The sequence below is a fragment of the Achromobacter deleyi genome (assembly GCF_016127315.1).
Lineage (GTDB): Bacteria > Pseudomonadota > Gammaproteobacteria > Burkholderiales > Burkholderiaceae_B > Achromobacter > Achromobacter insuavis_A.
Window position 1 is genome coordinate 1,110,461 of sequence record NZ_CP065997.1, and the last position, 18,238, is coordinate 1,128,698.

At 67.7% G+C, this 18,238-nt stretch carries 15 protein-coding genes and 1 tRNA gene; 7 read left to right on the plus strand and 9 right to left on the minus strand.

Features of this window, described 5'->3' with window-relative positions:
- Nucleotides 1-16: 16 nt before the first annotated feature.
- A complete protein-coding gene (locus I6I07_RS04980; protein WP_198485850.1) occupies nucleotides 17-1,141 on the minus strand; it encodes a cupin domain-containing protein in 1,125 nt (374 codons plus the stop codon).
- Nucleotides 1,142-1,348: 207 nt separating this feature from the next.
- On the opposite strand from I6I07_RS04980, the gene I6I07_RS04985 reads away from it, so the two are divergent.
- A complete protein-coding gene (locus tag I6I07_RS04985) occupies nucleotides 1,349-1,609 on the plus strand; it encodes a hypothetical protein (protein WP_198485851.1) in 261 nt (86 codons plus the stop codon).
- Between the two features lie 229 nt (nucleotides 1,610-1,838).
- Here the strand turns inward: I6I07_RS04985 and I6I07_RS04990 are convergent, their stop codons facing one another.
- The gene (locus I6I07_RS04990) at nucleotides 1,839-2,996 is read right to left on the minus strand and encodes a porin (protein WP_198485852.1); all 1,158 of its coding nucleotides are present in this window, start codon (nucleotides 2,994-2,996) and stop codon (nucleotides 1,839-1,841) included.
- A 502-nt stretch (nucleotides 2,997-3,498) separates the two neighbouring features.
- Complete coding sequence (locus I6I07_RS04995) at nucleotides 3,499-4,656, minus strand: porin (RefSeq protein WP_198485853.1); 1,158 nt, start codon at nucleotides 4,654-4,656, stop codon at nucleotides 3,499-3,501.
- Nucleotides 4,657-5,117: 461 nt separating this feature from the next.
- On the opposite strand from I6I07_RS04995, the gene I6I07_RS05000 reads away from it, so the two are divergent.
- Entirely contained in the window at nucleotides 5,118-6,599 is a 1,482-nt protein-coding gene (locus I6I07_RS05000) for an MFS transporter (RefSeq protein WP_232625897.1), read from the plus strand.
- 131 nt (nucleotides 6,600-6,730) lie between these two features.
- The gene (locus I6I07_RS05005) at nucleotides 6,731-7,612 is read left to right on the plus strand and encodes a LysR substrate-binding domain-containing protein (protein ID WP_198485854.1); all 882 of its coding nucleotides are present in this window, start codon (nucleotides 6,731-6,733) and stop codon (nucleotides 7,610-7,612) included.
- A 229-nt stretch (nucleotides 7,613-7,841) separates the two neighbouring features.
- Here the strand turns inward: I6I07_RS05005 and I6I07_RS05010 are convergent.
- Nucleotides 7,842-7,916, minus strand: a tRNA-Arg gene (locus tag I6I07_RS05010).
- A 230-nt stretch (nucleotides 7,917-8,146) separates the two neighbouring features.
- Between I6I07_RS05010 and I6I07_RS05015 the strand changes: the two genes are divergently transcribed.
- A complete protein-coding gene (locus I6I07_RS05015; protein ID WP_198485855.1) occupies nucleotides 8,147-9,088 on the plus strand; it encodes a c-type cytochrome in 942 nt (313 codons plus the stop codon).
- Nucleotides 9,089-9,177: 89 nt separating this feature from the next.
- Here the strand turns inward: I6I07_RS05015 and I6I07_RS05020 are convergent, their stop codons facing one another.
- The 4 genes from I6I07_RS05020 to I6I07_RS05035 form a co-directional block, all read right to left on the minus strand.
- Entirely contained in the window at nucleotides 9,178-10,704 is a 1,527-nt protein-coding gene (locus I6I07_RS05020; RefSeq protein WP_198485856.1) for a 3-hydroxyacyl-CoA dehydrogenase, read from the minus strand.
- A 72-nt stretch (nucleotides 10,705-10,776) separates the two neighbouring features.
- Entirely contained in the window at nucleotides 10,777-12,006 is a 1,230-nt protein-coding gene (locus I6I07_RS05025) for a CaiB/BaiF CoA transferase family protein (RefSeq protein WP_104021639.1), read from the minus strand.
- A gap of 479 nt (nucleotides 12,007-12,485) precedes the next feature.
- Nucleotides 12,486-13,634 carry an acyl-CoA dehydrogenase family protein gene (locus I6I07_RS05030; RefSeq protein ID WP_198485857.1) on the minus strand — a complete coding sequence of 383 codons (1,149 nt, stop codon included), beginning with the start codon at nucleotides 13,632-13,634 and terminating at the stop codon, nucleotides 12,486-12,488.
- Between the two features lie 34 nt (nucleotides 13,635-13,668).
- Entirely contained in the window at nucleotides 13,669-14,292 is a 624-nt protein-coding gene (locus I6I07_RS05035) for a TetR/AcrR family transcriptional regulator (protein ID WP_198485858.1), read from the minus strand.
- Between the two features lie 200 nt (nucleotides 14,293-14,492).
- On the opposite strand from I6I07_RS05035, the gene I6I07_RS05040 reads away from it, so the two are divergent.
- Nucleotides 14,493-15,464 carry an NAD(P)H-dependent flavin oxidoreductase gene (locus tag I6I07_RS05040; protein WP_198485859.1) on the plus strand — a complete coding sequence of 324 codons (972 nt, stop codon included), beginning with the start codon at nucleotides 14,493-14,495 and terminating at the stop codon, nucleotides 15,462-15,464.
- On the plus strand, nucleotides 15,461-16,201 hold the full coding sequence (locus I6I07_RS05045; RefSeq protein ID WP_198485860.1) for an enoyl-CoA hydratase-related protein: 741 nt from the start codon (nucleotides 15,461-15,463) through the stop codon (nucleotides 16,199-16,201). Before I6I07_RS05040 ends, I6I07_RS05045 begins: the two co-directional genes overlap by 4 nt.
- Nucleotides 16,202-16,315: 114 nt before the next feature.
- Here the strand turns inward: I6I07_RS05045 and I6I07_RS05050 are convergent, their stop codons facing one another.
- Nucleotides 16,316-17,149, minus strand: coding sequence for an enoyl-CoA hydratase/isomerase family protein (locus tag I6I07_RS05050; RefSeq protein ID WP_006392559.1), 834 nt, complete (start codon nucleotides 17,147-17,149; stop codon nucleotides 16,316-16,318).
- Between the two features lie 99 nt (nucleotides 17,150-17,248).
- Here I6I07_RS05050 and I6I07_RS05055 point away from each other — a divergent pair, with 99 nt between their 5' ends.
- Nucleotides 17,249-18,118 (plus strand): NAD(P)H-hydrate dehydratase, encoded by an 870-nt coding sequence (locus I6I07_RS05055; RefSeq protein ID WP_198485861.1) that lies wholly within the window; start codon nucleotides 17,249-17,251, stop codon nucleotides 18,116-18,118.
- The last annotated feature ends 120 nt before the right edge of the window (nucleotides 18,119-18,238 follow it).

Sequence of the window (18,238 nt, forward strand, 5' to 3'; positions counted from 1 at the left end):
GGGTTGGCGCCAGCCGCTAGATCAGTTTCTGGTGGCCGTCGTTGTCCTTGACCGCTTCTTCGCGGTAGAGCGCCAGCGCGCGCATCACCGGCAGGTCGTTGAAGCAGAACAGGCAGGCGTCATCGTTGGACGACAGGTTGGCGTGCTCGTGCACGGCCCACGACGGCACACAGAAGATGTCGCGCTCGGTCCAGTCGTAGCGCTTGCCGTCGATGACCGAAAAGCCGCTGCCCTTGGCCACCTGGTAGAGGAAGCTGCCGGTGTGGCGGTGCGCCTTGGTGTGCTCGCCCGGACGCAGCAGCTGCATGCTGGCGCCGATGGTCGGCATGACCGGGCCGCCGGTGGCGGGGTTGACGTATTCCATCAGGATGCCGTCATAGGGGCTGCCCGCCGACACCCGCGCATGGCGGCGCAGCGCTTCGTAGGTGGGCTCCCATTCGTACTTGAACAGCGGCGAATACGGCTTGGTCCAGCCCGTCGCCTGCGGCCGCAGCGCCGCGCTGCCCCACAGGGCGCTGGTGTCGTCCACCGGGTGCGTCACGGTCTGGTTCAGGTCGGGATGCACGGCGTAGAAGCCGGCCTCGAACGCGTTGACCAGCGGAATGTCCAGGCCGTCCTGCCAGATGCAGGTGGTGCCATCCTCGGCCACGCCGTGTTCGTGCCAGGTGCCGTTGGGCGTGAGCACGAAGTCGTTCGCGCCCAGCGTCATCTTGTGGCCGTCCACCACCGTGAAGGCGCCCTTGCCTTCCATGATGAAGCGCAGCGCCGAATGCGAGTGCTTGTGCGCCGACGCCAGCTCGCCCGCCCGCATCACCTGCAGGCCCGAATACAGCCAGCCGACCGCGGCGGCGACGTCGCGCCGGCCGGGATTGTTCAGGTAGATCACGCGGCGGCCGGCCTCTTCCGGCGACACCAGCTCGGCCGAGCGCAACACATGGCCGCGCAGTTCCTGGTAGCGCCAGACCACCGGCACCGACGCCGAGCGCGGCGCCCACGGCTCGATCTTGTTGGCCACCGTCCAGAGCGCGCCGGTCTCGAGCCGCGCCAGCTCCTTGTAATAGGCGATGCGCTCCGGCGAATCCGCCACATTGGCGCGGCCGGCGGTGTCTTCCCGGTAGGCGTCGTACCTGTTCGCTTCCATCCCTTGCCTCTTTTTTATAAAAATCAGAAGATTTTCGAAAATATTAGAGGCGAGCAGGCATTTGGGCAATCTTTGCGCGCTAGGGGTTTTCCTGGGTCGGCGACCCCGTCCCGAAAATATTTGTGGGACGGCGAAAAACACTGTACAAAAACACAGTGCAACATGCTACATTTCGCTCGCCCGCACAACGTCGTCCAGGAGACTCCTGTGTCCGAAGCCGCTCAAATCGCCCAGACCCACGTCATCCAATACATCGTCATTCCCTACCGCGCCGCCGCCAATGGCGTCGCCCCCGGGGAAATCCGCCCCGCCAGCAGCGAGTTCGGCGCCATCCGCATCGCCAACTCCATGGCTTCCAAGTTCGCCGGCGTGGCCGCCTACGAGGTCATGATCGACAAGGAAACCGGCGACATGGAATCGCCGCGCATCCTCGCGCAGATCGGCACCGTGCCTTCGCTCGACGACTGACCTTCGAGCAGAAAGCAAAACGCCGCCGGCATCTGCATGCCGGCGGCGCACATGCCGCTTCGGGGGGGCTCATCCCACACAGGGTTGGGGTGAGCGGACTGAGAGTGGAGCTAGGGAGGTGGCCGCTTTTTTCACGTCTGTGGCCGGGTAAGACGCCCAGTCCGCTCAATGCAACCGCGGCGTCCGGCGACGCGCAACCCGCACGCGCCGCCGGACAGCGGGTCGCCGCTTAGAAGCGGTGACGCACGCCCACGATACCGACCGTGCTCTTCACACCGTCGATGAACGCGAAGTTCGTGGCATACGAACCCAGCGCGTACAGATTGGTGCGCTTGGAGAGGTTATAGGTGTAGCCCAGGCTGAAGATGTTCATGGTCGCATCGTCGCCGGTCAGCTTGGTGTTGTTGGCATCGGCACGCTGCCACGAGGCCAGGATGCTGCCCGCGCCGCCGACCGGAGCCGACAGGCCGACCAGGTACGAATTCGACTTGAAATCCGTCGCAACGATGTTGCTGCCGAAGCTCTTGGCGACCGGGCTGCCGCTGCCGAAGGCGTTGAGCGACCGCCCGGTCAACCAGCCGTCGCGCGTCTGGCCGTAGGCCAGCGCCAGCTTGATCACTTCGAAGTCGTACGAACCGCCAATGATCCACTGCTTCGGGTTCTGCTCCGTGCCAAGCTGGTTGGCCGGATTCAGCTGGTCGTACGTCAGGGCCACGTTCAGCGGGCCGTTGACGTAGCGCAGGCCTGCCGTGATGGCACGGGTGTTGTTGGCGGTACGGAATCCGGTCTGCGATGGGTTGCTCTTGCGCGTGCCATCGGCATTGAACTGGGCGGCGCCATTCTTGGTGTCATCGGCGCTGAACGAATAACCCAGGCCGAACTGGAAGCCGCTGAACGACGGGGTCTGGTACATGACCATGTTGTCGTGGCGGACCGTGTTGGCGGCGCTGAAGGCGGTGCCGACGCTGGCCTGGCCGTAGCTGGTGCCGAACGGATTGATCGCGGCGATGTACTTCGAGGCGACGTTGGTCTGGCGGCCAAATTCCAGCAGGCCCCAGGAATCCCCCTTCAGGCCGACGGTGGCCTGGCGACCGAACAGGCGGCCGCTCTGGCCCGACTGGCCGTTGGCCGAGTTGAAGCCGCTCTCCAGCGTGAACACGGCGCTCAGGCCGTCGCCCAGGTCTTCGGCGCCACGCAGGCCCCAGCGCGAACCGCTGGACACGCCGTTGGCCACGCCGACCTTCGATTCCTTGTAGCCGTCGTTACCCTTGATGCGCTGGAAGCCCACGCCGGTGTCGATCAGGCCGTACAGCGTCACCGCGGTTTCAGCCTGCGCCGCGCCGGACAGCACGGCGAACAGAGCAGTGACGAGCAGAGCTTTTTTCATTACAGATTCCCGTTGATTGACAAGACATGCGCATGCGGATCGGCACGCCACACGGGCGGCCATTTCCGCGCATGACTGGAACCGATTCTAGGAACGCTGCAACTCAACCATTTTGAGCGCTATCAGCATTGACCCGGCGCTCGACCGAAATCAGACGTATCCGTGTCGGGAAGCCGACAACCGCCCGGACATCGCCCTCGCGCCACGGCCAGTCATCGCAATGTGCCCAGAAAAGCGGCGCCGTTGATGGCCGCCCAACCGAGCGAAATGGCCTGCGCGCAACAAGCAAAACGCCGCCGGCATCTGCATGCCGGCGGCGCACATGCCGCTTCGGGGGGGCTCATCCCACACAGGGTTGGGGTGAGCGGACTGAGAGTGGAGCTAGGGAGGTGGCCGCTTTTTTCGCGTCTGTGGCCGGGTAAGACGCCCAGTCCGCTCAATGCAACCGCGGCGTCCGGCGACGCGCAACCCGCACGCGCCGCCGGACGAGGCGAATCGCCGCTTAGAAGCGGTGACGCACGCCCACGATACCAACGGTGCTCTTCACACCGTCGATGAACGCGAAGTTCGTGGCATACGAACCCAGCGCGTACAGGTTGGTGCGCTTGGACAGGTTGTAGGTGTAGCCCAGGCTGAAGATGTTCATGGTGGCGTCGTCGCCGGTCAGCTTGGTGTTGTTGGCGTCGGCACGCTGCCACGAGGCCAGGATGCTGCCAGCGCCGCCGACCGGGGCCGACAGGCCGACCAGGTACGAATTCGACTTGAAATCCGTCGCGACGGTGTTGCTGCCGAAGCTCTTGGCAACCGGGCTGCCGCTGCCAAAGGCATTGAGAGACTGGCCGGTGAACCAGCCGTCACGCGTCTGGCCGTAGGCCAGTGCCAGTTTGACGACTTCGAAGTCGTACGAACCACCGATGATCCACTGCTTCGGGTTCTGCTCCGTGCCAAGCTGGTTGGCCGGATTCAGTTGGTCGTACGTCAGGGCCACATTCAGCGGACCGTTGGCGTAGCGCAGACCCACGGTGATGGCGCGGGTGTTGTTGGCGGTACGGAAGCCGGTTTGCGACGGGTTGCTCTTGCGAGTGCCGTCAGCGTTGAACTGGGCGGCGCCATCCTTGGTATCGTCAGCGCTGAACGAATAGCCCAGGCCGAACTGGAAGCCGCTGAACGACGGGGTCTGGTACATGACCATGTTGTCGTAGCGGACCGTGTTGGCGGCGCCAAAGGCCGCGCCCACGTTGGCCTGGCCATAGCTGGCGCCGAACGGATCGATCGCGGCGATGTACTTCGAGGCGACGTTGGTCTGGCGACCGAATTCCAGCAGACCCCACGAATCGCTCTTCAGGCCGATGGTGGCCTGGCGGCCGAACAGGCGGCTGCTCTGGCCCGACTGGCCGGTGGCCGAGTTGAAGCCGCTTTCGAGCGTGAACACGGCGCTCAGGCCGTCGCCCAGGTCTTCGGCGCCACGCAGGCCCCAGCGCGAACCGCTGGACACGCCGTTGGCCATGCCGACCTTCGATTCCTTGTAGCCGTCGTTACCCTTGATGCGCTGGAAGCCCACGCCGGTGTCGATCAAGCCATACAGCGTCACCGAGGTTTCAGCGTGCGCGACGCCCGACAGGGCGGCGAACAGGGCGGTGACGATCAGAGTCTTTTTCATTACAGATTCCCGTTGATTGAACAGACATGCGCAAGCGAGTCGGCAAGCAGCACGAGCAGCAACTCGGCACATGACGGGACGAAGTCTAAAAAAGCTGTATGTCAGTTTTTGAGACATCGCGAAAAACAATGCCCGATTCGCGAATTCAAGCGTTTTTGTGGCGCGAGATGCACACACGACAATGCATCACGGCATGCGCGCAAGCCTGTCATGCCCGCATGCTATTTAAGAGGAATCACGCAACGACGACAGGCATGCCTCCTTCAATTTCCCAAGGATTTCCACCGACTTCGGTATTCGGAAAATCCGAATTATTCAGCGGTTTTCTCGTATTGAACCTCGCAGGCGGCAATGCTGAAATGAGCGCGGCTGGTCACCCGGCCCCACGCTTACAGGACATCATCTTGCCAACGGCACTCCCCTCCCCCGCCCTTTCCGCGTCCCCATCGCGGGACCGCGCCGTGCTGCTCGTCGCCTCCGCGGGTTGCGCGATGACGGTGCTGGACGCCAACGTCGTCGGCGTGGTCCTGCCGGCCATTGCCCGCGATTTGAACGCCTCCTTCGCCGACATCGAGTGGGTGATAAGCGCTTACGTCCTGTGCTTCGCGGCGATGCTGCTGCCTGCCGGCTCGATTGCCGACCGCTATGGCCGCAAGCGCGTGTTCAAGCTGGGCATCCTGGCATTCGCCGCGACCTCGCTGTTCTGTGGCCTGGCCCCCTCGGCCACGGTGCTGTACCTGGCGCGGGCGGGCCAGGGCCTGAGCGCCGCCTTTCTCCTGGCTCCCGCGCTGGCCGTCATCGGCAATGCGTTCCACCAGCCCGAGGCGCGCAACCGGGCCTGGGCCGCTTGGGGCGGCGTGATGGGCCTGACGATGGTGCTGGCGCCGTTGCTGGGCGGCCTGATCGGCAGCCTGCTGGGCTGGCGCTGGGCCTTCAATATCAACCTGCCGATCTGCGTCATCCTCTATCTGGCGGCTTGCGGCTGCATCGACGAATCACGCGAGCCGGACAACCGCCCACTGGACACGGTCGGCATCCTGTTCTTCACCGGCTCCATGTTTTCCGCCACCTGGCTGCTGATCGTGGGGCCGGCCATCGGCTGGCGCAGCCCGGCGGTGGCCATCGTCGCGGTCCTCGGCCTGCTGTGCCTGAGCGCGTTCCTGCGTTCGCAGTCACGCAATCCCCACCCGCTGGTGGAACTGGGACTGTTCCGCAGCAAGCCGTTCGTCGGCGCCGTCATCGCGATGTTCGCCTACGCCTCGACCGCGCAGGTGATGGCATCGGTGCTTCCCATGTACCTGCAGAACGCGCGCGGACAGACCGTACTGATGGCGGGCGCCAGCATGCTGCCCTTCGCGCTGGCGATGCTGGTGTTTCCCCACGTCGGCCGCAGACTGTCGGCGCGCCTGGATTCCCGCGGCGTGCTCAGCATCGGCCTCGCGGTGGTGGCGATCGGCAACCTGCTCATGATCCTGGCGACCCGGCAGGCCAGCGGCTATCCGCTGATCGGCAGCATGGCCATCCTGGGCATGGGTGGCGGCCTGCTCAACGGCGAGACGCAGAAGGCCATCATGAGCACCCTGCCCCATGGCCGCTCCGGCATGGCGTCGGGCATCAGCACGACGTCCCGCTTCACCGGCATCCTGCTGGGGTTCTCCGGCTTCGGCGCGGTGCTGGCAAGCAGCATCCACCACTACGCCGAGGCCGCGACGCAGCGCGCCGGCCTGCACGTGGCCGCCAGCTATTACGACCAGGTCATCGCCGGCGACCTCGACCGGGCAATGGCGGCTTACTCCCCCGCGGTGGCCGCGGTACTGATGCCCATCGCCCGCGACAGCTACGCCGTCGGCTTCGCCAGCGCCTTCGCCCTGGCGGCGGCCATGGCCGCGGCTTGCGCGTTGGCGGTCCAGCTGTTGATGCGCGACGCCCGCCCCGCGCGCTGAGCGCACGGTGTCGTGCCGTGTGGCTCGGTGTCATGCCCCCTCGTGCCATGTCGTCGTGCCAGGCCAGGTTGTGCCGGCCCCGGCTGGCGATATGATGGCGTCACTTCCACCAACGCGGCAGGGGCCAGCGCATGGAGATCCGCCATCTGAAGGCCTTTGTGACGCTCGCCGGCACGCTGCACTTCGCCCAGGCGGCGGAACAGCTCGACCTGTCCGCGCCCACGCTGACCGCCCACATCCAGGAATTGGAGCGCGCGCTGCAGGTCCGCCTGTTCAACCGCACCAAGCGGTCCGTCGCGCTGACCTCGGCCGGCGAAGTCTTCCTGATCGAAGCGCGCAACACGCTCGAACAACTCGAGCGCACCCTCAACGTCGGCCTGCGCGCCGGGCGCGGCGAGCTGGGCCGGGTCGAAATCGGCTATGTGGGCTCGGCGGTGTTCTTTGGCGTCCTGCAGGACCAATGCCGGCGTTTCCACGCGGCCTGGCCCGACGTTCTGGCGCAGACCCGCGAAATGCCCACGGACCAACTGGCGAGCGCGCTCGAGGACGGCCGCATCGACATCGCCTTCGTGCGCATGCCGATCGTCCTGCCGCCCTCGATCTCCAGCCACATGCTGATCCGCGACCGGTTCTGTGTCGCGCTGCCCGCCGACCATCCGCTCGCGTCGGCGTCGGGCGCCATCACCGCGCGTTCACTGGCCAGGGAAGCCTTCATCGTGCCCGAGCAGATCCTGGGCCTGCTGGAAGTGGCGCGGCGCGGGAAATTCACGCCCGATGTGGTGGCGGCCCCCGGTAGCCTGCTGACCGTGCTGACGCATGTCTCGCTCGGCATGGGCGTGGCCGTCGTGCCAAGCGTCCTGGTCGAGGTCATGAAACTGCCGAACGTCGTCTTCCGGGAACTGGCGGGCGCCGCCATCGATTCGGAGGTGGCCGCGCTCCACCGGCGGCATGAGCGCGCGCCAGCCGTGCGCCACTTCATCGAGCAGATCAAACGGACCACGGCCCGGGCATGACCCTGCGCGCGGCGCCGCCATGGCGAGACGCAAGCAACGGACCATACCGTCGGCACGGGGAAAAACGGGAGAAAGGAAAATCCGCCAGCAGGCGCTTGGTGACCGCATGTGCATGCGGCTGATTGGATGACCGGTTATTGAACCAGCCTGACCCGGCGCCATTCTTGACCGCGGTGCTTTTCGACGCGGCGCTTTTTTGGCGGTTTTTTGACGGGTCTTGTTTTGATATTGGCGCGCCCGACAGGAATCGAACCTGTATCAAGAGCTTCGGAAACTCTCATTCTATCCATTGAACTACGGGCGCAGCGCAAGGAGGCGGTATTGTACCTAGTTTTATGCGGTCTGCATGAAGTGGATCAATTATGGCCGCAAACTCATCGAAAACCCCTGTCCGGCCGTTGGACGAGTGTCCCTGACACCGTTATATAATCCAGCGTTTGCTTGCAAGGCGGTCTGCTTTTGCCGCCCTTTGTGCAGTACTGATTTTCTGTTGCCGCCGCCAGGCGCCCCGGTACCCGTTAGCAGGATTTGGTCATGAGCAACGAGCAGGAACACATAGAAGAGCACTCCTCCCCCATCAAGACCCCGAAGCAACTGATCGTCACGGTCATTCTGGCCTTCGTGGTGCCCATCGCCATCATCATCCTATTGGTGAACATGGTGACCTCGGGCACCAAAGTGGGCGCCGGCTCGGATACGCTGTCCAGCGAAGCCGTCACTAAACGCATTGCCCCGGTAGCAGGTTTCGCCCTCGTCGACGCCAACGCGCCCAAGGTCTTCAAGACCGGCGAGCAAGTCTTCACCGCCGTCTGTACGGCCTGTCATACCGCCGGCGTCGCCGGCGCGCCGAAGATCGGCGACAACGCCGCGTGGGCGCCCTTCATCCAGTCCGGCTTCGACGCCATGATGAACGTGGCCCTGCACGGCAAGGGCGGCATGCCGGCCAAGGGCGGCAACCCGACGCTGTCCGACTTCGAAGTCGCCCGCGCCGTGGTCTACATGGCCAACAAGTCCGGCGGCTCGCTGCCCGAACCGGCCGCGCCCGCTGAAGAAGGCGCCAAGAAGGAAGCCGACGCCACGCCGGCCGCTGCCACGCCGGCTGCTGCCGCTCCCGCGGCGGCTGCCCCGGCCGCCCCGGCTGCCCCGGCCGCCCCGGCTCCTGTCGCGGCCGCACCGGCCGCAGCAGCACCGGCGCCTGCCGCCGCGCCCGCGCCGCAGCAGACCGCCGCGGTCAATCCCGCTGGCGAGAAGCTCTACAAGAGTGTTTGCTTCGCCTGCCACGCCACCGGCGTCGCCAATGCGCCCAAGTTCGGCGACAAGGCCGCCTGGGACCCGTACATCAAGACGGGCATGGACGCGATGGTCAAGGTCGCCATGCAGGGCAAGCCGCCCATGCCGCCCAAGGGCGGCGCGGCCAACGCCTCGGAAGACGACATCCGCGCGGCCGTGCAGTACATGGTGGACGCGGCCAAGTAAGCCACGCACGCCGTTCGCACCGCGCGGCCACCGCGCAGGACGAAAAAAAGCCCCTCGATGCATCGAGGGGCTTTTCATTTGGCGTGGCCTCAATCGGCCGCGGACGTCTTCAGCAGCGACATGCCCAGCTGCACGCGGCGCTGCAGCCACAGGCTGGGGCGATAGCGCGGATCGCCCGTGACACGCTGCAGGCTCTTGAGGATCTCGAGGATGCGCTCGGCGCCCAGCGCGTCGCCCAGGGCCAGCGGCCCCACCGGATAGCCCAGGCCCAGCGTCACGGCGCGGTCGATGTCTTCCGGCGTGGCGATCTGCTGCTGTGCGATGTCGGCGGCGATGTTGACGATCATGGCCACGATGCGCTGGGCCACGAAGCCCGGCGAATCCTCGATCACCGAGACCGGCACGCCGTCACCGGCCAGCAGCGCGTGCGCGGCGTCGCGCCACTTGTCCTGCGTCGCCGGCGACACCATGAGGGTGCGGCGGGCGGCCTTGTCGAACGCGTAGAGGGTATCCAGGCCGACGCAACGCGCCGGGTCCAGGCCCTGCGCCGACGCGGTGGTGGACACGTCCTCGCCGAACGGCGTGACGATGATGAGCGTGTCGGCCGCCGGCGTGGAGCCGGACACCAGCGGCGCGCCCAGCTTTTCCAGCAGCGCGGTGGCGCGTGCGTAGCCTTCCGGGTGGCGCGGGCTGACCCAGACCTTCAGGCCTTCCGGCAGCGCCGGCACGGGCGGCTCGGCCGGCACTTGCTTCTGGCCGTCGACATACTTGTAGAAGCCCTCGCCGGCCTTGCGGCCGATCAGGCCGCCGGCCAGGCGCACGGTGGTGATGGGCGACGGACGGAAGCGCGGTTCGTCGAAGAACTGGCGGTAGATCGATTCCATCACCGGATGCGAGACATCCAGCGCGGTCAGGTCCAGCAGCTCGAACGGACCCATGCGGAAACCGGCCTGCTCGCGCATGATGGCGTCGACCTGCGCGAAGCTCGCCACCGATTCCTGCGCCACGCGCAGGCCTTCGGTGTTCATGCCACGACCGGCGTGGTTGACGATGAAGCCGGGCATGTCCTTGGCGCGCACCGGCGTGTGGCCCATGCGGCGGGCCAGCTCGGCCAGCGCATCGCCGGTCTCGGGTGCGCTACGCAGGCCGTCGATGACCTCGACCACCTTCATCAGCGCCACCGGGTTGAAGAAGTGATAGCCGGCGACGCGCTGCGGCAGCTTGCAGGCCGCGGCGATGGCGGTGATCGACAGCGACGAGGTGTTGGAAGCCAGGATGCAGTCGTCGGCCACCACGCCCTCCAGGGCGGCGAACAGGTCGCGCTTGACGTCCAGGCGCTCGACGATGGCTTCGACCACCAGCTGGCATTGCGACATGTCGGTCAGCGCGGTGGCGGACTCGACGCGCGCCAGCGCGGCCTGCGCGTCGGCGGCGGTCAGCTTGCCCTTCTGGGCCAGCTTGTCCCAGGTCTGGCGCAGCGACTCGCGCGCGGCGGCCACGGCGTCGGCGCTGGTGTCGTACAGGCGCACCCGCAGGCCGGCCTGCGCCGCGATCTGGGCGATGCCCCGCCCCATGGCCCCGGCGCCCACGACGCCGATGGTTTGAATCTCCGTCATCAACTTCTCCTGCCTGTCATTGGAATGGTGTGTGCGCCGCGCCATGCGCGGCGACCGGACGTCGCCGGCGGATCAGGACGGGCTTTGCGCCAGCGCCTGGATTTCCGCGGCCGTCAGCCCGAGCTTTTCGGCCAGCACCTGCGCGGTGTGCTCGCCCAGCATGGGCGGCGCGCGGCGGTATTCGACCGGGCTGCCCGAGAACTTCAGGGGGCTGGCCGCCATGGGCACGGTGCCCGCCGTCGGGTGCGGCAGCTCGCGCTTCATGCCGCGCGCCAGCACCTGCGGGTCTTCGTAGACCTGCTCGAGCGTGTTGATCGGACCGGCCGGCACGCCGACGGCCTCGAGCGATGCGAGCCAGTGGTCGCGCGCGCCGGTGGCCATGCGCTCGGCCAGCAGCGGCACCAGCGCCTCGCGGTTCTTGACGCGCTGCGGGTTGGTGGAAAAACGCGGATCGGCCGACAGCTCGGGCAGGCCGATGGCGCCGCAATAGTTGCGGAACTGGCTGTCGTTGCCCACGGCGACGATCAGGTGGCCGTCGCTGGCGGCGAAGACCTGGTACGGCACCAGGTTCTGGTGCGCGTTGCCGGCGCGACGCGGGGCGTTGCCGGAGGTCATGTAGTTCAGGTTCTGGTTCGCCAGCATGGCGACCTGGCAGTCCAGCAGCGCCATGTCGATGTGCTGGCCCAGGCCGCTGACCGAACGCTCGTGCAGCGCGGCCAGGATGCCGACGGTGGAGTACATGCCGGTCATCAGGTCGGCCACGGCCACGCCCGCTTTCTGCGGACCGCCGCCAGGCAGGTCGTCACGCTCGCCGGTGATACTCATCAGGCCGCCCATGCCCTGGATCATGAAGTCGTAGCCGGGGCGGCTGGCGTAGGGGCCGGTCTGGCCGAAGCCGGTGATGGAGCAGTAGATCAGGCGCGGATTCACTTCCTTGAGACTGGCGTAGTCCAGGCCGTACTTGGCCAGGCCGCCGACCTTGAAGTTCTCGACCAGGATGTCGCTCTGCAAGGCCAGCTCGCGCACCAGTTCGGCGCCGCGCGGGGAGGCGATGTCGAGGGCGACGGAGAATTTGTTGCGGTTGGCCGAGAGGTAGTAGGCGGCTTCGGTGGTGTCGTTGCCGGCCGCGTCCTTCAGGTACGGGGGGCCCCAGGCGCGGGTGTCGTCGCCCGCGCCGGGCCGTTCGATCTTGATGACTTCGGCGCCGAGGTCGGCCAGGTTCTGGGTGCACCAGGGGCCGGCGAGGACGCGGGTCAGGTCCAGGACGCGGATGCCTGTCAGGGGGGCGGGACGTTGCGACATCTTTTATCTTTTCGCCAAAGAGTATTAGGTCAGTGGGGATATTAGCCGGTGGGGGCTTGGGTGTGTTGGGGTGGTCAGGGCGGTTGGGTTCTTGAGACGCCCTTTGCGGGGTGGGATCGGGAATGGGGGGCTACGATTGCGGTCCGGAGCGTTCGCTCCGGACTCCCCCATCCTCATCCTCGTCCTCGCCTTCGGCGACTCCTTCGGATTCCGTCGGGCGCATCTACACGCCCCCCATTCCCGATCCCGCCCCGCAAAGGGCTGCATTGAAGGCTCATGACGGACGTTGGGGCCGACCGTGTGCTTGGCATTCTGAGGCGGCGAACATGAGCGGAGGTGAGAGGAGTGCGGGGCCCGCCAAAGGCGGCTGCGCGGGCAGCCTTCTTTGGCTTACGTGGGGTCTTGCGTTTCAGTGATGGCGCTGCGCGCGGGTGGAGGCGGTCTCGCTTGGGAGCGAGCGACGCGGCGCGCGGCGTGGCTTAACTGTTGGCCTTGATGACCTCGCGGGCGATGACCAGTTGCTGGATTTGCGAGGTGCCTTCGAAGATGCGGAACAGGCGGACGTCGCGGTAGAAGCGTTCGACGGCGTATTCGGACATGTAGCCGGCGCCGCCGTGGATCTGGACGGCGCGGTCGGCGACGCGGCCGACCATTTCGGTGGCGTAGAGTTTGCAGCAGGCGGCCTGCATGGTGGTGTTCTCGCCGCGGTCGCGCAGGCGGGCGGCGTCCAGGACCATGCAGCGGGCGGCGTAGAGTTCGGCCTGGCTGTCGGCGATCATGGCCTGGATCAGCTGGAACTCGGCGATGGGCTGGCCGAACTGCTTGCGTTCGGTGGCGTATTTGACGGCGTCGCGCAGCAGGCGGTCGGCGATGCCGACGCACAGGGCCGAGATGTGCAGGCGGCCCTTGTCGAGCACGCGCATCGAGGTGCGGAAACCGCTGCCCTCTTCGCCGCCCAGCAGCGCGGAGGCGGGGACGCGGCAGTTGTCGAACACCACGTCGCTGGTCAGGGCGCCGGCCTGGCCCATTTTCTTGTCGGGTTTGCCGATGATCAGGCCCGGCGTGCCGGCTTCGACCAGGAAGCACGAGATCGAGTTGGCGCGGCGCTCGGGCGCGGTGCGGGCCATCACCGAGAACAGGCCGGCGATGGGCGCGTTGGTGATGTAGCGCTTGGTGCCGTTGAGCACGTAGTGGTCGCCGTCGCGTTCGGCCGCCAGGCGCAGCGCCATGGCGTCGGAGCCGGCGTCGGGCTCGGTCAGCGCGAACGAGCCGATCAGCTCGCCGCTGGCCAGGCGCGGCAGGTAGCGGGCGCGCTGTTCGTCGGTGCCGGCCAGCACGATGGCCTGCGAGCCGATGCCGATGTTGGTGCCGGCCAGCGAACGGAACGCGGGCGAGGTCTGGCCCAGTTCGAACACCACCTTCACTTCCTCTTCCATCGTCAGGCCCAGGCCGCCGTGGTCGGGCGAGATCGACAGGCCGAACAGGCCCAGCTCGCGCATTTCGGTGACGATGTCCGGCGGCACCTGGCCGCTGGCGGCCAGTTCGTCCTCGGCGGGAATCAGGCGTTCGTGCACGAAGCGGCGCACGGCGTCCAGCAACAGGGTCAGGGTTTCGGTATCCAGGGCCATGATCAGAGTCTCTCGGGGTGCGGGGCGGCGGCGCTCAGGGGCGCATGCCGCCAACCAGTAAATCGAAATAGCCGGCGGCGATGGTCTCGGCGCTGTCGCCCTGGCCGGGCTTGTACCAGCGCACCATCCAGTTCAGCATCGACAGCACGGCGCGGCCGGTGGCGGGCACGTCCAGCTGCCGGAACGCGCCTTCGGCCACGCCTTGCGCGATCAGGTCGCGCAGGCGCTTCTCGTAGCCGTCGCGCAGGCGGGCGGCGTCCTCGCGCTCGGGCAGCGCCATGCCGGAATAGCCGATCAGCATGGTGACGAACTCGGCGTGGTGCTGCTCGAAGTAGCGGGCGTGGCCCACCATGAAGGCGCGCAGGCGGGCGGCGCCGCCCTCGGCCCGCGCCACGTCCTGGCCCACGTTCTGGGTCAGGCCATTGAGCACGGCCAGGATGATGGCGTCGTAGATGTCCTGCTTGGTGGTGAAGTAGTGATAGATGGCGGCCTTGGACACGCCGATGGCAGCGGCCAGGTCGGACACCGAACTGCCGTCGTAGCCGCTGCGCGCGAACAGCTTGGCGGCCTCGGCCAGGATGCGTTCGCGCGGCGCCACCAGGGTCGGCGGACGGCCGGCGCGGGCGCGTTTGGAGGCGGGGGCAGCGGAAGTCGCCATGGGCAGGCCTGGTTGGGGCGGCGTCGAGGGCGCCAATGCCGGACCGCGGGCGGTTCCGTTCCATTGACAGCGGTTCGACGCTTGCCGTTAAATAAAGATTAATTAATTACCGGACGGTCGGTAGGTAATTATAGGCACATCCCTTTCCGCCCTTCAAGCGCGGCCTGGGCGCTCAACCCGAAACCACACGTGACGCCGTTATGCCCCACTCCCTAGTGACAGATCTGTATGGCCAGATGTCCCTGCCGGTCATCAGCGCCCCCATGTTCATCGTGTCCAACCCGAAGCTGGTCGTCGCCCAATGCACGAGCGGCATCGTCGGTTCGTTTCCGGCGCTCAACGCGCGTCCGCAGAGCCTGCTGACCGATTGGCTGGACGAGATCCAGGCCGGCCTGGCCTCGTACCGCGAGGCCAACCCCGGCGCCGCGGTCGCGCCCTATGCCGTCAACCAGATCATCCACCAGTCCAACGACCGGCTCGAACAGGACCTGGCGGTGTGCGCCAGCCACCGCGTGCCGCTCATCATCACCAGCCTGCGCGCCCCCGGCGACCTGGTCAAAGGCGTCCACGACTGGGGCGGCAAGGTGTTCCACGACGTCACCACCATCCGCCACGCCGAAAAGGCGCTGGAAGCGGGCGTGGACGGCCTGATCCTGGTGTGCGCGGGCGCGGGCGGCCATGCCGGCACGCTCAGCCCGTTCGCGCTGGTGTCCGAAGTGCGCCGCTTCTACGACGGCCCGCTGATCCTGTCGGGCGCCATCACCTCCGGCGCCCAGGTGCTGGCCGCGCTCGCCATGGGCGTGGACTTCGCCTACATGGGCACGCGCTTCATCGCCAGCGAGGAAGCCAACGCCAGCGAGGGCTACAAGTCCGCCATCGTCGAGGCCAGCGCCTCCGACATCCTCTACACCCCGTTCTTCACCGGCATTCCCGGCAACTACCTCAAGGCCAGCATCAGCGCCGCCGGCCTCGATCCGGCCAACCTGCCGCAGCCCGACAGCGGCGCCTCCAATTTCGGCTCCGGCCGCGTCAAGCCGTGGAAAGACATCTGGGGCGCGGGCCAGGGCGTGGGCAACATCGGCAGCGTGCAACCGACGCGCCAGATCGTCGACACGCTGCGCCGCGAGTACGCCGAGGCCAAGACCCAACTGGCCGCCAGGACCTTCGCATGAGCGCCGGGCTGCGGGTCACGCGCGACGGCGCGGTGCTGACGCTGGTGATCGACCGCCAGGACCGCCGCAACGCCCTCGACACGGCCACCTACGCCGCGCTGACCGAACAGCTCTCGCTGGCCGCCGCCGACACCGGCGTGTCGGCGGTGATCCTGGCCGGCACCGGCGAACACTTCACCGCCGGCAACGACCTGCGCGATTTCCAGGCCGAGCGCGGCGCCGGCGACAGCGCCGGCCTGACCTTCCTGCGCGCGTTGACGCAGGCCGACGTGCCGGTCATCGCCGCCGTCGAGGGCTATGCCATCGGCATCGGCGTGACGCTGCTGCAGCATTGCGACTTCGTCTATGTCGGCGAGGGCGCCACCCTGCGCATGCCGTTCGTGGCGCTGGGCCTGTGTCCGGAAGGCGCGTCCAGCCTGCTGATGCCGCGCCTGGCCGGCGCCCGCCGCGCCGCCGAATGGCTGCTGCAGGGCAAGGCGTTCTCGGCGCAGGAAGCCTGCGACGCCGGCCTGGCCACCGCGGTCACCGCCAAGGGCGGCGCCCTGGCGGCCGCGCAGGCCACCGCCGCCAGCCTCGCCAGGCAGCCGCCAGCCGCGCTGCGGCTGACCAAGGCCATGCTCAAGCGGCCGGACAGGCAAGCAATCCAGGACACGCTCGATTACGAGGCGCAGCAGTTCCGCGCCCGCCTGCAGACGGACGAAGCGCAAGCCGCGTTCGCGGCGTTCTTCAAGAAGTGAATCCGGCACGGCGTGGCGCCTTGGGCGCCCGCCGCGCCGCATGCGACGCCCGGGCCGACGCGCGTCGCCCGATCGCGCCCGGCGCGGGGCCGGATGCGGTCGGCAGCCGCCCCCTCAGAACGGCGAGTCGGGCCGGAAGTTCGGCGCGCGCCGCTCGCGCAACGACTGCACGCCTTCGCGCACGTCCGGGCCGCCAAATCCCATGAACTCCAGCGCCAGCGACGTATCGAAGGTCGGGCCGGCCATGCGCAGCCAGTTGTTCAGCGAATACTTGGTCCAGCGGATCGCGGTCTGCGAACCGGCCGCCAGGCGGTTGGCCACCTCGAAGGCGCGGCCGATCAGCTCGGCCTCGTCCACGCACAGCGACACCAGGCCGATGCGCTCGGCTTCTTCGCCGCTCACGGTTTCGCACAGCATCAGGTAGTACTTGGCGCGCGCCATGCCGCACAGCAGCGGCCAGACGATGGCGGCGTGGTCGCCCGCCGTGACGCCCAGGCGGGTGTGGCCGTCGATGATGCGGGCGTCGCGCGCGGCGATCGAGATATCGGCCAGCAGGCCGGCCACCAGGCCGGCGCCCACGGCGGCGCCGTGCATCGCCGACACGATCGGCTTGCTGCAGTTGATGATGTTGTAGACCAGGTCGCGCGCCTCGCGCCAGACGCGGGTGCGCACGTCGAAGTCGTCCGCCATCTGCTGCACCAGGTCCAGGTCGCCGCCGCCCGAAAAGCCCTTGCCCTCGCCGCGGATCACCACCACGCGGGTGTCGGGGTCGGTGTCGATATCGCGCCAGATGTCGGCCAGCTCGCGGTGCATGCGGTCGTCGGCGGTGGACAGCTTGCCCGGCTTGCCGTCCTTGGACCCCATGATCAGCTCCAGCACGCCATTGGGATGGCGGCGCAGCTTGAGGGACTCGTAGGCGGAATAGTGTTCCAGCGTGATATCGGTCATCGTCGTCTCCGGAGGCGCGGGCGGAAGGCCGCGCGTTTTGGGGCACTATAGTGGATAGCCCCTGTCCCGACGCCCCCGCCGATCCCGGAGCCTCAGCCCATGAACACCCCCGCTTCCTCCTTCGCCGGCGAGATCCGCCGCGACGACCTGCCAGCCCTGTTCGCCGTGCGCGACCCGGACACCCATAAGGGCAGTTTCGGCACTGTCGGCGTGGTGGGCGGCGGGCGCGGCATGGAAGGCGCGGCGCTGCTGGCCGCGCGCGCCGCGCTCAAGACCGGCGCCGGCAAGGTGCTGGTGGGCTTCGCCCAGGAAACGGCGCCGCTGCCCTGCGATCCACTGCAACCCGAACTGATGCTGCGCGACGCGCGCTCGCTGCTGGAGGCGGACTGGGGCGTGACCGCCTGGGTCGCCGGGTGCGGCATCGGCGCCGGCGCGGCCGCCGCCAACGCCCTGTCGGAACTGTTCGTGCTGCGCGGCGGCGCGCCGCTGGTGCTGGACGCCGACGGCCTGAACCTGCTGGCCAACGGCGGCATCCAGCCCAACTGGGGCGACGGCCCGGTGGTGCTGACCCCGCACCCGGCCGAGGCCGGCCGCCTGCTCGGCCAGGACACCGCCCGCATCCAGGCCGACCGCCCGGCGGCGGCCCAGGCGCTGGCGCGGCGCTTCGGCGCCTGGGTGGTCCTGAAGGGCGCCGGCACGGTGGTCTGCGCCCCCGGCGGCGCGTGGCGCCGCAACACCAGCGGCAACCCGGGCCTGGCCACGGCCGGAACCGGGGACGTATTGGCCGGCATCCTGGGTTCGCTATTGGCTCAGCGCCTGCCACTGGAACAGGCCGTGCCCGGCGCGGTCTGGCTGCACGGGGCGGCGGCCGACGCCCTCGTGGCCCGGGGCATCGGGCCGATCGGGCTGACCGCCGGGGAGCTGGCGGACGCCGCCCGGGGGCTGCGCAATGGCGGTCCGCAGGCCTAAGTCCCCGGGGCAAATACATTTTTACAACATCCTAGGGTTTTCCCCTAAAAACGCGTTGCTTTTGATTTAGGGTTATCCCTATAATGGTTTACCCCAAGACGAAACGGACTGGAGCCAACC